General features: G+C 64.5%; 15 protein-coding genes. 4 read left to right on the forward strand and 11 right to left on the reverse strand.

Annotated features, from left to right (window positions below):
- Positions 1 to 41: 41 nt before the first annotated feature.
- Both ribB and HZZ13_RS07315 read right to left on the reverse strand, forming a co-directional pair.
- Positions 42 to 1,118, reverse strand: a complete 1,077-nt coding sequence (ribB, locus tag HZZ13_RS07310) for a 3,4-dihydroxy-2-butanone-4-phosphate synthase (protein WP_197958969.1) — start codon at positions 1,116 to 1,118, stop codon at positions 42 to 44.
- Positions 1,119 to 1,294: 176 nt separating this feature from the next.
- Positions 1,295 to 3,025, reverse strand: coding sequence for a cation:proton antiporter domain-containing protein (locus HZZ13_RS07315; RefSeq protein WP_197958970.1), 1,731 nt, complete (start codon positions 3,023 to 3,025; stop codon positions 1,295 to 1,297).
- A gap of 67 nt (positions 3,026 to 3,092) precedes the next feature.
- On the opposite strand from HZZ13_RS07315, the gene HZZ13_RS07320 reads away from it, so the two are divergent.
- Together HZZ13_RS07320 and HZZ13_RS07325 are read left to right on the forward strand one after the other, a co-directional pair.
- Entirely contained in the window at positions 3,093 to 3,620 is a 528-nt protein-coding gene (locus tag HZZ13_RS07320; RefSeq protein WP_197958971.1) for a DUF3124 domain-containing protein, read from the forward strand.
- Positions 3,621 to 3,673: 53 nt separating this feature from the next.
- Positions 3,674 to 4,906 (forward strand): aminotransferase-like domain-containing protein, encoded by a 1,233-nt coding sequence (locus HZZ13_RS07325; protein WP_197958972.1) that lies wholly within the window; start codon positions 3,674 to 3,676, stop codon positions 4,904 to 4,906.
- A gap of 19 nt (positions 4,907 to 4,925) precedes the next feature.
- Here the strand turns inward: HZZ13_RS07325 and HZZ13_RS07330 are convergent, their stop codons facing one another.
- Positions 4,926 to 5,198: a helix-turn-helix domain-containing protein gene (locus HZZ13_RS07330; RefSeq protein ID WP_036031024.1), complete on the reverse strand. Its 273-nt coding sequence runs from the start codon at positions 5,196 to 5,198 to the stop codon at positions 4,926 to 4,928.
- Positions 5,199 to 5,357: 159 nt separating this feature from the next.
- Between HZZ13_RS07330 and HZZ13_RS07335 the strand changes: the two genes are divergently transcribed.
- The gene (locus HZZ13_RS07335; RefSeq protein WP_197958973.1) at positions 5,358 to 5,810 is read left to right on the forward strand and encodes a hypothetical protein; all 453 of its coding nucleotides are present in this window, start codon (positions 5,358 to 5,360) and stop codon (positions 5,808 to 5,810) included.
- Between the two features lie 67 nt (positions 5,811 to 5,877).
- Here the strand turns inward: HZZ13_RS07335 and HZZ13_RS07340 are convergent, their stop codons facing one another.
- The 5 genes from HZZ13_RS07340 to HZZ13_RS07360 form a co-directional block, all read right to left on the reverse strand.
- Positions 5,878 to 6,696: an aldo/keto reductase gene (locus tag HZZ13_RS07340; protein WP_197958974.1), complete on the reverse strand. Its 819-nt coding sequence runs from the start codon at positions 6,694 to 6,696 to the stop codon at positions 5,878 to 5,880.
- 145 nt (positions 6,697 to 6,841) lie between these two features.
- The gene (locus tag HZZ13_RS07345; RefSeq protein ID WP_197958975.1) at positions 6,842 to 8,407 is read right to left on the reverse strand and encodes an alkaline phosphatase D family protein; all 1,566 of its coding nucleotides are present in this window, start codon (positions 8,405 to 8,407) and stop codon (positions 6,842 to 6,844) included.
- Positions 8,408 to 8,519: 112 nt separating this feature from the next.
- Entirely contained in the window at positions 8,520 to 8,939 is a 420-nt protein-coding gene (locus HZZ13_RS07350; RefSeq protein WP_197958976.1) for a hypothetical protein, read from the reverse strand.
- A gap of 109 nt (positions 8,940 to 9,048) precedes the next feature.
- Positions 9,049 to 10,050: an NAD(P)H-dependent flavin oxidoreductase gene (locus HZZ13_RS07355; protein WP_197958977.1), complete on the reverse strand. Its 1,002-nt coding sequence runs from the start codon at positions 10,048 to 10,050 to the stop codon at positions 9,049 to 9,051.
- A gap of 62 nt (positions 10,051 to 10,112) precedes the next feature.
- Positions 10,113 to 10,850: an SDR family oxidoreductase gene (locus HZZ13_RS07360; RefSeq protein WP_197958978.1), complete on the reverse strand. Its 738-nt coding sequence runs from the start codon at positions 10,848 to 10,850 to the stop codon at positions 10,113 to 10,115.
- A gap of 170 nt (positions 10,851 to 11,020) precedes the next feature.
- Here HZZ13_RS07360 and HZZ13_RS07365 point away from each other — a divergent pair, with 170 nt between their 5' ends.
- The gene (locus HZZ13_RS07365; RefSeq protein ID WP_197958979.1) at positions 11,021 to 11,494 is read left to right on the forward strand and encodes a winged helix-turn-helix transcriptional regulator; all 474 of its coding nucleotides are present in this window, start codon (positions 11,021 to 11,023) and stop codon (positions 11,492 to 11,494) included.
- Here HZZ13_RS07365 and HZZ13_RS07370 read toward each other — a convergent pair.
- The 3 genes from HZZ13_RS07370 to HZZ13_RS07380 form a co-directional block, all read right to left on the reverse strand.
- The gene (locus HZZ13_RS07370; RefSeq protein WP_197958980.1) at positions 11,491 to 13,104 is read right to left on the reverse strand and encodes a DHA2 family efflux MFS transporter permease subunit; all 1,614 of its coding nucleotides are present in this window, start codon (positions 13,102 to 13,104) and stop codon (positions 11,491 to 11,493) included. The two genes, HZZ13_RS07365 and HZZ13_RS07370, sit on opposite strands and share 4 nt — an antisense overlap.
- The gene (locus HZZ13_RS07375) at positions 13,101 to 14,261 is read right to left on the reverse strand and encodes an HlyD family secretion protein (protein ID WP_197958981.1); all 1,161 of its coding nucleotides are present in this window, start codon (positions 14,259 to 14,261) and stop codon (positions 13,101 to 13,103) included. The genes HZZ13_RS07370 and HZZ13_RS07375 overlap by 4 nt, the downstream gene beginning before the upstream one ends.
- 197 nt (positions 14,262 to 14,458) lie before the next feature.
- Complete coding sequence (locus tag HZZ13_RS07380; protein ID WP_197958982.1) at positions 14,459 to 14,833, reverse strand: PRC-barrel domain-containing protein; 375 nt, start codon at positions 14,831 to 14,833, stop codon at positions 14,459 to 14,461.
- Between the last annotated feature and the right edge of the window lie 139 nt (positions 14,834 to 14,972).

A 14,972-nucleotide genomic window follows, 5' to 3' on the forward strand; every position in this document is an offset into this window, starting at 1 on the left:
AGCATGGCGCTTTCAGCGCCACCCCGGAATGACAATGCGCGTCAGCTTTCGAGCTGCTCGTTGGCGACGATCTCGATGCCGAAGCCCGACAGGCCCTTGTAGTCGTGCACCGACGAGGTGAGATGCCGGATCGAAGTAACGCCGAGGTCGCGCAAGATCTGCGCGCCGACGCCGACCTCGCGCCACTGGCGGTTGCGGTCGGCCTCCGTCGATGTCTCGTCCGGCAGCGGCGAAACGGGCACGCCGGCCGCGCCGTCGCGCAAGTAAACCAGCACGCCACGGCCGGCTTTCTTGAAATGCTCGAGCACGGCGGCCATGCGCTTGTGGCCGGTGAAGGTGTCCTTGACGATGTTCGGCTTGTGGAAGCGCGTCAGCACGTTCTTGCCGTCGCCGACGCCGTTGTAGACGAAGGCGACGTGGGCGATGGAATCGAACGGCGAGCGATAGGCGTAGCCCTGCAAGGGACCGATCGGGCTGTCGGTGACGAAGGTCGAGACCCGCTCGATCAGCTTCTCGCGCGCCTGGCGGTAGGCGATCATGTCCGCGATGGTGACGTGCTTGAGCTTGTGCTCGGCGGCAAAGCGGGCGACCTGCTCGCCCTTCATCACGCTGCCGTCGTCGTTCATGAGCTCGCTGATGACGCCGACCGGCGGCAGACCGGACAGCTTGCAGAGGTCGACGGCGGCCTCGGTATGCCCGGAGCGCAGGAGCACGCCGCCGTCCTTGGCGATCAGCGGAAAGATGTGGCCAGGCCGGGCGAAGTCGTGGGCGCCGACATTGGGATTGGCGAGCGCGCGGCAGCACGAGGCGCGCTCCTCGGCGGAGATGCCGGTGCCGCCGTCGGGCTTGTAGTCGATCGAGACCGTGAACGCGGTGGTGTGCGCGGAATCGTTGTGGGCGACCATCGGATCGAGCCGCAGCCGGCGCGCGTCCTCGGTCGTCACGGGCGCGCAGACGATGCCGGAGGTATGACGGATGATGAAGGCCATCTTCTCGGCGGTGCACAGCGAGGCGGCGACGATCAGATCGCCCTCGCCCTCGCGGTCCTCGTCGTCGGTGACGACCACGAGCTCACCCCGGGCAAAGGCCTGCAAGACTTCCTGAACGCTATCGGGCATTTCCCAATCTCTATCGGTTATGGCCGGGAGGCTTAGCCGGACTTGGGTCGGGGCGCTAGTCTCCCCAGCGCAACCACATATGCCAGAGGACAGGCCTGCCGATGGGTTTCAGGCTTGCACCGGGCATACCAGCGATATAGGCGCAGATTGCCCGCAAGGAAGGCTGCCGGACGCTGTCAGGGCAGCACCTCGCGGCGTTCGCCGAGACGCTGATCGAGCTCGGCACGCTTGTCCGCGAGCAGGCCGGCCTGGGCGGCTTCGATCACGGTAAACAGCTCATGTGCATCGCTGAGCCGGGTCACGGTGACGTAGCTGGCGCCGGCCTCGTAGAGCGCGCCGACGTCGGCCAACAGGTCGGCCGTGGCGACGATCAGGGCGGTCGGATTGAGCGCGCGGACGTGGCGAACCAGCTTCTCGTTGGTTGCGCCCTTCAATAGCGAATCCGGCACGCTGAGGATGATCATCTCGGACTTGCCGATGCCGGCGTGGATCAGCGTGTCGACATTGCTGATGTCGCCATAGATCACGTGCAAGCCGCGCGAAAGCAGGGTCTTGTACACATTGGGGTTGAAATCGACCACGGTGATCTGCTCGAGCAGCACCGGCGTCTGCCGTTCGATCTCGGCCAAAAGCGCGCTCGCCGCGCGGAAAAAGCCGAGGATGACGATGCGCCGGGCCTCACCATGGCCGCCCTCGTGGCCCTCCTCGGCATGGCCGTGGCCGTGGTCGAGATCGCGCAGGCCGATCCGCTTCAGGGGGCCGATCGCCCAGCGGGTGATCTCGTCGCTGCGGGTCATCACGAAGGTCGAGAGCACCGCCAACACCACGAAGGCGAAGGAGGCGGCATTCGCCGTCTCGGCTGCGATGTGGCGGTCGGTGACGCCGGTCTGGATCACCACCAGCGAGAATTCGGAGATCTGCGCGAGGTTGAGCGCCGGCAGCAGGCTGGCGCGCAGGCCCTGGTTCATCAGGTACAGCGGCGTGAACGTCGTGACGAGGCGGCTTGCCACCGTGAACGCCGCGATCATCAAGGCAAGGCCGATCACCGAGAGGCCGGGAACGGGAATGGTCATGCCGAGCGCGACGAAGAACAGCGTGATGAAGAAGTCCCGCAGCGTGGTGACTTTGGCGGTGACGTCGAGCGCGTAAGGGAATGTCGAGAGCGACACGCCGGCGATCAGCGCGCCCATCTCGCGCGACAGCGACAGCCGCTCGGCGGTCTCGGCGACGAGAAAGCACCAGGCGAGCGCGCCGAGCAGGATCAGCTCCGGGCGCCGGGCGATCTGGTGGAACAGGCGCGGCAGTACATAGCGGCTGACCAAGAGCGCGGCGGCGACCAGCACCGCGACGCGGCCGATCGAGAGCAGGATGACGCTGACCTGCAGATTGGCGAGACTCGGCTGCACGGCCAGGAACAGGATGGCGAAGATGTCCTGGAGCACCAGCACGCCGAGGGTGATGCGGCCCGGCAGCGTATCGAGTTCGCGCTTCTCGTAGAGCACCTTGACGATGATGACCGTGCTCGACAGCGCGCAGGCGACACAGAGATAGACCGCATCGAAATGCCCGCCCCCGAGCGAGAGGCCGATGCCGACGAAGAACAGAACCCCGAGCAGACAGCCGCCGAGCAGCTGGCTGCCCGCCGCGAACAGGATCACCCGCCCGGCCCGCACGATCTTCTTGAGGTCGATCTCGAGCCCGATCATGAACAGCATGAAGATCAGGCCGAGCTCGGAGATGACGCTGATGGATTCCTGCGAATGGACCCAGCCGGCGCCGAATGGACCTATGCAGAAGCCGGCGATAAGGTAGGCCAGGATCAGCGGTTGCCGGGAGAAATGGGCGAGTAGGCCCAGCATCCAGGCAAACAGGATAGAGAGAGTGATGTCGCGAATGAGCTCGTGCATGCCAAATTGGTCCGTTTTGCCGCACCCTAGAGCCGGGTTGCGGTGCGGCAAGCGAGCAATTCGTCACATGCGGAATGGGCTCATCGCAGCCATGCTGCTAGGTCCCCTCGCCTTTGCCGTGCCCGCCGCCGCGCAATCAAAGGTCAATATCGAACAAAACTTCGCCGATTCGCTCACCGCGCTGCCGAAGGAGGACCTCGCCGTGTCCGGCGGTTTCTACGTGCCCGCCTATTCCAGCGTCGCGATGAGCCAGGGGAAGCTGCGTGTCGACTTCTCGGTGACGCTGAGCGTACACAACGCCTCCGAGACCCTGCCGCTGGTCATCAAACGCATCGCCTATTTCGACACCGCAGGCAAGCAGGTCGAGAGCTATCTGAAGACGCCGGTGGCGTTGAGGCCGCTCGCCACGGTCTCGATCTTCATTCCGATCGACGACGTGCGCGGCGGGACCGGCGCCAATTTTCTGGTCGACTGGGCCGCCACGGGCGAGATCGCCGAGCCGGTGGTCGAGGCCTTGATGGTTGGCGGCATCGCCAACGCGCATTACGCTTTCATCAGCCAGGGCCGTCCGACCAGGACGACCGGCAAGAAGTAAGGCGGCCGGTGCAAAGCCGGCGCTCAACAAGAACAAAACGAGGAACGCCTCCCATGACGTCCAGCTTCGATTTCGCGCCCCTGTTTCCAGCAGGGCTGCCGGCCCCGTCTGCGCGCTGGACGGGACTTGCCAAATACAGCTTCGTCGGCGGCAACAACGATTCCGAACAGGTGCCGCTCGACGAGCTGATCGAAGCGACCAACACGGTGCTGCGGCGCGAGGGCCGCTCGCTCGCCACTTATGGGCTGGCGCATGGGCCGCAGGGCTACCTGCCCTTGCGCGAATTCCTGGTGACCAAACTCGAGCGCGATGCCGGCATCAGCTGCACGGTGGATGATCTCCTGATCGTGTCCGGCTCGCTGCAGGCGCTCGACCTCGTCAACGCCACCCTGCTGACGCGCGGCGACACCGTGATTGTCGAGCAGGAGAGCTATCAGGGCTCCCTGACCCGCCTGGCGCGGCTCGGCGTCAACGTCGTCGGCATTCCCCTCGACAAGGACGGCATGCGCATGGACCTGCTGGCCTCCGCGCTGGCCGACCTGAAGCGCCGCGGCATCCGGCCGAAATACATCTACACCATCCCGACGGTGCAGAACCCGACCGGCAGCATCTTGCCCGAGAGCCGCCGCACCGAGCTGGTGCGGCTCGCGACCGAATATGGCGTGCCGATCTTCGAGGACGATTGCTATGCCGACCTGGTCTGGTCCGGGCAGCGACCGCCCGCGATCTACGCGATGAGCGAGAGCGGCGGCGTGATCCATATCGGTTCGTTTTCCAAGTCGATCGCGCCGGCGCTGCGCGTCGGCTTCGTCGTGGCGCCCTGGGAGGTGATGTCGCGGATGCTGGCGCTGAAGACGGACGCTGGCTCCGGCGCGCTGGAGCAGATGGTGCTCGCCACCTATTGCAAGCCGCATTTTTCAACCCACGTGCCGGCCCTAACCAAGGCGCTGCGCAGCAAGCTCGACACGCTGATGGAAGCCCTGAACGAGCAGTTCGGCACGGCGGCCGAATTCGAGGAGCCCAAGGGCGGCATCTTCCTCTGGGTGAAGCTGCCCGACCAGGTCGATACGCTGAAGCTGTATCAGGCCGCGCTCGCCGCCGGCGTCTCGATCAATCCGGGGCCGGAATGGTCGACCAACAAGGACCATTCCGCCTCGCGGCTGCGGCTGTGCTTTGCCAGCCCCACGCACCAGCAGATCCGCGACGGCGTCGCCGTGCTGGCCGAGGTCTGCCGCAAGGAGTTCGGCGTGCCGGCGCGGAGCGGCAATGTGGAGAAGCGAGCTTGAGGTCTGGTCGAGCGTCTCCTCAGGCCGCCTGTGGCTGACTGCCGTGAATCGCGGACGCCAGCCGCAGCAACAGGACGATGGAGACGTTGCCCTTGCCGGCCTCGATCTGGGCGATGTAGCGCTCGGAAATCCCCGAGCGGCGGGCGAGCTCGCGGCGCGACAGGTCGCAGCGCATGCGGGAGGACCGCAAGCGATCGCCCAACTCGCTCAGAAACGCGGCCTCGGAATAAGGCGGTACGGCACAGCTCCCCGGCAGCACTTCGCCCGCAAAATCCATGACTTGATTCAGCATTGCTCTATCCACGTTCGCCTTCGGGAAATGCCATCTTACCTTCGAAACGTCCCGCCTCATTGACGCGGATCAAATTCGCGAGCGATCGGCGGCTGCCGTGGCAGGGCCGCGCGCGAGATGCTAGACTTTGGAATTGTTCGAGGCGGGGTTTTTCAGGACATGATGCGTTGTTCGGGCCGCTGGATCGCGGCTGCGGTGCTGTGGGTCGCGTTCACCGCCACGGCCGGTGCCGAGACGTTGGCCGTGACCGTTGAGCAATGGGGCCTGCTCGGCTCGTGGGCGGTCGATTGCTCGGCCCGGCCCGACCGCGACCAGGGTGCGCGCTTGTCGTACGAAATCCGGCAAGACGGCCGGGTGATGTACCGGCGCAATTTCGGCGCGGCCAGAGACGAGAACGAGGTGGTGTCCGCCACAGTCAATGCCGAGGGACTGCTCAATGTGATGGTGTACTTCCCCTCGCTACATCAGGCCCGCGAATTCGGGTTGCTGTTGCAGAAGGACGGCAGCCTGCGCGCGATCTACAATCGCAGCGAGCGCGGCGAGTACACGATCAGGAACGGCAAATACGTCGGCACCGGTGCGCCGACGCCCGCGCAGCAGCGCTGCGATTAGCGACGCCTCGTCTGAACATCCGTTCAGAACTCTCTCCTCTCCCACACAGGGAGAGTGAAAGGCCAGCCTAATCCCATGCCGGCGCGAAGCCGGGATTGACGCAGCGTCTGTCCTTCGCGAGCGCAGCGACTTTCTTGCGGTCGGCACCGTCGAGCGTGATCTTCAGCGCGTCGAGATTGGCCTGCTGGCTCTCGCGACGCGAGGCTTTCGGAATCGCGGCGACGCCGTCCTGGTCGAGCAGCCATTTCAACGCGACCTGCGCCGCGGTGGCATTGTGCCTGGCGCCGATGTCGGCCAGCACCGGATCGCTCGCGAAACGCCCTTGCGCCAGCGGACAATAGGCAACCAGCGGAATCGATCTCGCCTGGAGATAGGCCAGCACCTTCGATTGATCGAGCATGGCGTGGTATTCGACCTGATTGCAGGCGATCGGCGCCTTGATCTCCTCGACCGCAACCTTGAGCAGAGCGGTGGTGAAATTGGCAACGCCGATAGCGCGCGTGCGCCCCTCCTCCTTGAGCTTCATCAGCGTCTCGAACACCGCGCCCCAGTTCGCCGCCTTCGAGGGCCAATGCACAAGATAGAGGTCGACATGGTCGAGCCGGAGCTTCTTGAGGCTGGCGTCGAAAGCGCGGCGGATCGCATCGGGGCTGAGGTTCTCGTGCCAGACTTTCGTCGTGATGTGCAGCTCGCCGCGCGGCACGCCGGACGCGGCGATGGCCGCACCGATCGCCTCCTCGTTGGCGTACATCTCGGCCGTGTCGATGTGGCGATAGCCGATGGACAGCGCGCTCTCGACCGCGGCACGGCAGGCATCGCCCTGCATGCGGAAGGTGCCGAGGCCGAGCTTGGGCATGCTGATGCCCTGTGTCTTCAGATGGTCCATGAAACAGGCTCCTGAGCAATTCAGCCCACCGGATGCGCGCGGCGATGCCGCGTGAGCAGACTTTTCGGTGATGGAAAAGAAGTGGCGGGAACCCCCACGCTAGCGCGGGAGGAGCGCGTCCGCCAATCAAGATCGGGTTAGCAGCCTAGGAATGCTGCGCCACCACCGCGGGATGCACCTGCGGCTGCGGCACGATGTCGACCGACCAGAGGTCGCGATTGTCGACGTCCTTCAGGGTCACCGTCATCACACCGCTGCGGCCGTCGATGTCGACCCGCCCGAAGAACTGCAAGCCGAAGCAGGGCGCCAGATTGTCGCCTTGTGCAGCGCTGCAGCCATGCTGGTACATCGCGACCGGGCCGAAGGTGTCGTCGAGCTCGCCCGGTCCCCAGCTGCCGGCATGCAGCGGGCCGGAGACGAACTCCCAGAACGGCTCGAAGTCCTGGAATTGCGCCTTGTTCGGATCGTAATAGTGCGCGGCGGTGTAGTGCATGTCGGCGGTGAGCCAGACGATGTTGCGGATGCCGGCACGCTTGATCGAGGCGAGCAGATCGGCGATCTCGTGCTCGCGCCGGTCAGGCGGCCCATCGCCGAGCGCGACGGCGTCCAGGCTGATCAGGCCGATCGGCAAATCGGCCGCGATCACCTTCCAGGTGGCGCGCGAAGCGGCGAGCTCGCGCTTCAGCCAGGCGAGCTGCTCGGCGCCCAGGATCCAGCCGCGGTGATCATCGCCCTTGTTCCAGCTCTCGTCGCGGTAGCTGCGCATGTCGATCATGAAAACGTCGAGCAGCGGACCGTAGGCGATCTTGCGATAGACGCGGCCATGCCGCGCGCCGATGTCGCGGATCGGCATGAAATCGAAGAAGGCCCGGCGGGCGCGCGCAACCAGGCGCGGGGTGCCGTCGTCCTCGTAACCGGCCTCGTCATAGGTCCCGATCGGCGACCAGTCGTTGGTCACCTCGTGATCGTCCCATTGCGCGAACATCGGCACCTCTGCATGGAAGGCGCGGAAGTGTTCGTCGAGATGGTTGTATTTGTAATTGCCGCGGAACTGCGCCAGGGTGTGCGCCACCTCCGATTTCTCTTCGGTGACGATGTTGCGCCAGGTCTCGCCGTTCGGCAGCTTTTGCTCAGCCGGAATCGTGCAGTCCGCGTAGATGTGATCGCCGGAGTGGATGAAGAAGTCCGGATGATTGTCGAGCATGGTGCGATAGCTCCGATAGCCGCCGCGGGAGACGTCGATGCCCCAGCCCTGCCCCGCGGTGTCGCCGGACCACAGAAAAGAGATCGACTGGCGCGCTGCCGGCGCGGTGCGGAAATAGCCGATGCGGCTTTCGCCGATGAGACCGGTGGCAATGTCGTCGAAGCGGACGCGGTAGAAGATGTCCTGCCCGGGCGGCAGATCCGCCAGCAGGAGTTTTGCAGTGAGATCGGCGTCGGGCAACGCATCGCCGGAAGTCGAGGCGATGATGGTCTTGAAGCTCTCGACGGTCGAGCATTCCACCTGCATCCGCGCTGGCCGGTCGGCGCGCGCCCAGACCACGGCGGAGCCGCCGGAGACATCACCGGACTGGATGCCGCCTGCGATCCGCGGCCGATCGGCGGCGCGGCTCAGGTGAGGCTTCGCAAGGGAGGCGATGGCGAGACTGGAGGCGGAGCGGACCAGGAACTGCCGCCGGGTCCATGCGCGCGAGGCGCGGAGCGTTGCCATTCAGGAGACCTTCGTCGAATCGCGACGGAAGGTGCCTGCGCTCCTTGACTCCCAGCTTACGGTTTCTTGACTCCGCGCCTACGGTTTTGCGACGCGCGGATGACGCCTGTGATTACCGCTTCCAGTTGCAGATGCCACCCGAGCGGCATGGCCAGGTCTGGATGCGGGCGTCCATCGCCTGCGCATCGAGCGGGTTGCCGCGGCGGTGTGCAAGCCTGGCGCGCGCGGCGCCGCGCGGCTGCTTGCTCGCCGCATGCGCGGCCTTCGGCTCGGCCACACGAACGCGTTCGGCGGCAACCTTCTTCGGCACGTCGACGGGCTCAACGCGCGCCTGCGCCTCGTTGCCGCCATGCGCTTCGAGCGCGACCGGCGCAAAATGCGTCTCCGGCCCGAGACGTTTCGGCGACAGCACGGCCTTGGAGAGATCGAGGCCGAGATATTCGCCGGGCCTGTAGTCGTCGGCGCGCGCGATACCGGCCCCTGCGACCACGAGAGCAAAGGCAATTGCGAAGGGAACGCTTTTCAGGACCACGGACGCCTCCTGAAATCGATTTATGAAAGGGGCAATTTACCCCTATCTAGGAGGCGCCGCGCGTAATTCCAGCGGTCAAATGCCGCCGTGGTTAAGAAGTTTGCCGGTGTCAGGCGACCTTTCGCGCCGCGCCCGTCCCGTCCAGGAACCCCATGAGGCGGCTGCGGATGATGGTTTCCGCCTCGCCCATGATGCGATCGATCAGCTCCTTGCAGGAGGGGATGTCGTGGATCAGGCCGGCGACCATGCCGCAGCTCCAGGCGCCGGCGTCCATCTGGCCGTCCAGCATGATCTTGGGATAGACGCCCGCGACCTGGTCGTGGATGTCGTCGATCGTGAGCTTGGCGCCCTTCTCGCGCTCGATCTCGAGCAGGCGGTCGACATTGGCGTTCTTCAGCACGCGCTCGGTGTTGCGCAATGCCCGCATGATCAGGCGGGTATCGAGCTCGGTGGCCGCGACCAGCGCGTTCTTCACGTTCTGGTGCACCGGCGCTTCCTTGGTGGCGATGAAGCGCGTGCCCATGTTCATGCCCGCCGCGCCCAGCGAGAGCGCCGCGACCAGGCTGCGACCATCGGCCATGCCGCCGGAGGCGACGAACGGGATCTTCAACTCCTCCGCCGCACGCGGCAGCAGGATCATGTTGGGAATGTCGTCCTCGCCGGGATGGCCGCCGCACTCGAAGCCGTCGACGCTGACGGCGTCGCAGCCGATGCGCTCGGCCTTCAGCGAGTGGCGCACCGAGGTGCATTTGTGGATCACCTTGATGCCGGCGGCCTTCAGCGCCGGCATGTAGGCTTCCGGGCTGCGGCCTGCGGTCTCGACTGCTTTGATGCCACCTTCGACAATGGCCGCGATGTATTCGGGGTAGGGCGGCGCGGAGAAGGCCGGCAGGAAAGTGAGGTTCACGCCGAACGGCTTGTCCGTCATGTCGCGGCAGCGCGTGATCTCCTTCGCCAGCAGCTCGGGCGTCTTCTGCGTGAGACCGGTGATGATGCCGAGCCCGCCGGCATTGGAGACGGCAGCAGCCAGCTCGGCGAAGCCGACGAAATGCATGCCGCCTTGGATGATCGGGTGCTCGATGCCGAACAGTTCGGTGATCGCGGTCTTCACTGAAAATCCTCTCGGAATCTGCTTGATGTCGAGATCAGTCTAGCCGGACTTTTGCGTTCAGGTCACCACTTCTCTCCAAAGGGGCGGATCTCCATCTCGAAGGTCCAGGCGCTCTTCGGCTGCTGGTAAAGCTGCCAATAGGCGTTCGCGACCGACGACGGCGGCATCAGGAGGTCGGGATTATCAAGCGCATTCGGCCCGAGCGCCTCGAGCCGGCGCTGGCGCACCCATTCGGTGTCGACGCCGGAATCAATGATGAGATGAGCGACGTGAATGTTCTTCGGCCCGAGCTCGCGCGCCATCGCCTGCGCCACCGCGCGCAGGCCGAACTTGGCGCTGGCAAAGGCGGCAAAGCCGCTGCCGCCGCGCAAGCTCGCGGTCGCACCCGTGAAGAAGATGTTGCCGCCGCCGCGCGGCAGCATCAGCCGCGCCGCCTCGCGGCCCGCAAGGAAGCCGGAATAGCAGGCCATCTCCCACACTTTCCGAAACACGCGCTCGGTGGTGTCGAGGATCGGGAAATTGACGTTGGCGCCGACGTTGAAGATGCAGACTTCGAGCGGTGCATGCTTGTCGGCGTCGTTCAGGAAGGCGATGACCTCATCTTCCTTCCGCGCGTCGAGCGAGCGGGCGTGGATCTCGCCACCGGCGGCTTCGATCTCTTGCACCAACGGCGCGAGCTTATCTCCGTTGCGGCGGCCGGCGAAAATCGAGAACCCTTCGGCGGCAAATTTCTTGGCAATCTCGGCGCCGATGAAGTCGCCGGCGCCGATGACGGCCACAGTGGCGTTTCGCTTGGACAAGACCGCCTCCTCCGATGAGCCGCAGCGAGCGCGCGGCGTTTATGTGCCGGAGGCTACAGTTCAAAAATAGAACTGTCAAACCTGGCGGCAGGATGCTACATATCAGCAAAAATATCGCTGCTGATCAACTTAGTTCCTTTTTTAGACTGACGCCTTGCAGGTACCGCATCATGAAATGGGACACGCTGGAGGAAGAGCCCTGCTCGCTCGCCCGCACCGTCGCCGTGATCGGCGACCGCTGGACGCTGCTGATCCTGCGCGAGTGCTTCTTGCGGGTACGGCGCTTCGAGGCATTTCAGTCCTCGCTCCAGATCACACGCCATCTGCTCTCGGAGCGGCTGAAGAAGCTGGTCCGCTTCGGCATCCTGCGCCGCGTCCCCTATTCCGAGACACCGAAGCGCTACGAATACATCCTCACCCAGAAGGGCCTCGAACTCTACCCGATCATCATGGCGATGGTGCATTGGGGCGACACCCATATGGGCGACGAGCGCGGCCGCCCGCTGCTGCACGAGCACAAGAGCTGCGGCAAGCTGTTCGACCCCGTGATGGTGTGCTCGGAGTGCGGCGAGGTGCTGCATGCCAAGCAGGTGCATGTGCATGCGGGGCCGGGGCGGAAGGAAGCAAGTCTTGAAACGACCTAGTGCCCTCGCGCTGGCGTTCTCAAATCTATTGGGCGCAGCACCGCCGCCGTTGGAATCATCAGTACAGCGACGATCGCCAGCATCCAGAACACGTCGATATAGGCGAGCAGCTCGACCTGTTGCTGCAAGGTGCGGCCGACCCAGGCGATTGCCTGCGACGCCGCATCGCTTGCGTTCGAGCCCTGCGCCTGGAAGTAGCGTGTCATCGCGTCGATCGTCTGCTGGTAGCCCAGATCCGAGGGCGCGGCGTGCTCGACGAGGCGGCTCTGGTGGAATTGCTGGCGCTGCGCCAGGAGCGTCTGCGCCAGCGCAACCCCCATCGAGCCGCCGATATTGCGCGCGACATTGATCAGGGCGGAAGCCTGATTGGTCTTCTCGGGTGGCAAGCCGTCATAGGATGCCGTCGTCACCGGAAGGAACAGGAACGGAAGAGCGACCGCGAGATAGATCCGCGCCAGCGCGGCATAGCCGTAGGTGATCTCCCCGGTAAGTCCGGTCAGATGCCACATGGAAAGTGCGGCAGTCGCAGCGCCGAACATGATCAGATATTTGGGCTGCACTATCGTGACTAGTCGTCCCGCCACCGGCATCAACATCATCGTCACGACGCCGCTCGGCGACAGCACCAATCCTGCGAGCATGGCGGTATAGCCCAGCTCCGTCTGCAAAAGCTGTGGCAATAGCTGCGTCGTTGAGATCAGCACCGCAAATGTGCCGAGCATGACCAGGAAACACGACCCGAACTGGCGCCTGCCGATAAGGCTGATGTCGACGATCGGATCATCCCGCATCAACTCCCATGGGATCAATGCGAGCAGGCAGAAGGCGGCAAGCAGTGCAAAGGACAGGATCATGTTCGATCCGAACCAATCATTGCGCTGACCTTCGTCAAGAACGAATTCGAGCGCGCCGAGCCCGATCGCAACCAGCAGGAAGCCGATGTAGTCGACGCGCAGACCTCTGCTCAGCAGCTCCGCCCTCTCCTCTTCCGCGCCCGAGGGCTCCTTGACCAGCGCGCCGACCAGGAACAGCGAGAGGAGCCCCATCGGCACGTTGATCAGGAACACCCAGTGCCAGCTGTACGTATCGGTGATCCAGCCGCCCAGCGTCGGTCCGATCACCGGTGCGACCACGACGGCGACGCCATAAATAGCGAAGGCCTGGCCGCGCTTGTGCGGCGGAAAGGAGTCGGCGAGGATCGCCTGCTCGCTGGTGGCCATGCCGCCACCGCCGAGGCCCTGAAGGATACGAAACAGCACCAGTGACTGCAAATTCCAGGCGAAGCCACAGAGCAGCGAGGCCAGCGTGAAGACCGCAACACACATCATGTAGAAGCGCTTGCGGCCGATCACGGTCGAGAGCCAGCCCGAGATCGACAGCACAATGGCGTTGGCGACGAGATAGCTGGTGATGACGTAGGTGCTTTCGTCGATGCCGACCGCAAGGCCGCCGGCGATGTGGCGCAGCGCGACATTGGCGATGGTGGTGTCGAGCACCTCCATGAAGGTCGCGATCGAAACCACAAAAGCGATCAGATAGGGATTGTGCCCGCCCGCCGCCGACCGTTCCGGCGACCAGCCGGCGGTCCCGCCTTGCGTCGCGTCCGTCATCGCACCCGGGTCCAGGGCACGACCGACATGCCGGGACCGACCGGCAGATCGGGCGGCCAGTTGTCGACCGCGATCTTCACCGGCACGCGCTGCACCACCTTGACGTAATTGCCGGTGGCGTTCTCCGCCGGCAGCAGGCTGAACGCGGTGCCCGAGCCCGGCTGCACGGAATCGACACGGCCGGTCAGCTTGCGGCCCGGATAGGCATCGATGCGAATCTCGACCGGCTGGCCCGGACGCATGTCGCTCAGCTGCGTCTCCTTGTAATTGGCGACGATCCAGACCTCGTCGGGGACGAACATTATCAGGCTCTGGCCGGCCGTGACGAAGGTGCCCTTGGCGCCGCTGAGCTTGACGACACGACCGGACTGCGCCGCAACGACGTTGGTGTATTGCAGATTGAGCCTGGCCTGATCGAGCTGCGCCTGCGATTGCTGCAGCTGCGCCCTGGCGCCTTCGAGCTGTGCTTGCAGTGTCTTGATGCCAAGTTGCGCCGCCGTGACCGCGGTCTTGGCGCGCTCGGTATTGGCCTGCTGGGCCTGAAGATCGGAACGGGTCTGTTGCTGGCGCTGCACGGTTCCGGCGCCCTTCTCGACCAGCTCTTCCGCGCGTCTGAACTCCTCCTGCGCAAACTGAAGCTGAGCTTGCGCCTGCTCGAGCTGGGCCTGGGCCTGCTTGATCTGCTCCTCTTGCGAGACGATCTGCGCCTCGACATTGTCGATATTCGCCTTTGCGCTCGCAACCTGCGCATTGGCCTGCTCGATGGCAATCCGGTAGTCGCGTTCATCGATCTTGGCGAGGAGATCGCCGGCATTGACGTGCTGATTGTCCGTCACGGCGACGTCGGTCACGTAGCCGCCGACCTTTGAGGCCACCGAAAAGCTTCGCGCAGCGATGAACGCATCGTCCGTGGATTCGTAGTGGCGCACCTCGAGCCAGTAGAGCAGACCGGCAACGAGCGCGGCGACCAGCACGATGGCGCCGGCGCTTGCCAGCAGCCAGTGCTCGCGAAGCCGGTCGCGCAGCGACGGCGTTGGCGCCGGCTTGTTCGACTGATCCTTGACGTCCGAAGCCTGATCTGGAGAGCTCCTGGGCGCTTCTTTCGTCCGCAGCGGCTGCTCCGCGGATGACCCACGCTCCCGTGTCTGAGCATCCACGGCTGGCACCTTATTCTCGGGATTATACCTGCGGCAAGCGGTTGAGCCGGCCTGCGCGCCGGGAGCGTAACCGCAGGGCCGGAACATGGTTCCGCCCAGCAACAGCAGCGCTGTCATTCGTGATCGCAGGGCTCAAAAATAGCAGCGCGGCATCGGTGATGCCGCGCTAATCGATCGATCTTCCATTCCACGCAGGCTCAAACGAAGGGGACGCCGTAATACGAGTTGATGCCGCGCACTGCGGCGTCATCACTCCAGTTCCAGTCGGTCGTCTCACCGTATTTCGGCGCGCCTTCCAGATCCTTGGCGGTAATGGCAGTCACGTAACCGCCGAGCTCGGTGTCGTATTTCAGCGACTGCCAGGGCAACGGATAATGATCATTGCCGAGGCCGAGAAAGCCGCCAAAACCAAGCACCGCGTAAGAAACCTTGCCGCTGATCTTGTCGATCATGACCCGTTCGATTGATCCGATCTTGTTGCGATCGGCGCCGTAGACGGCGGTTCCCTCGACCTTGTCGCTTCCGATCAGCCGGCCCATCTCGTTGCGGTCCAGTTCGCCCTGATTCAGCATCGTGATTCTCCACTCAGCCATTCATGAATCAACCGAACGGGGCGCGTGATCGTTCCGGCGTGTGTTCCGGTAGATGCTTGGGAACATCACCACAAAGAACCGGTTCTCTGAGGCACCCGAGGCCGCAACAGAGAGGGCC

Origin of the sequence: Bradyrhizobium agreste (assembly GCF_016031625.1) — a bacterium.
Lineage (GTDB): Bacteria > Pseudomonadota > Alphaproteobacteria > Rhizobiales > Xanthobacteraceae > Bradyrhizobium > Bradyrhizobium agreste.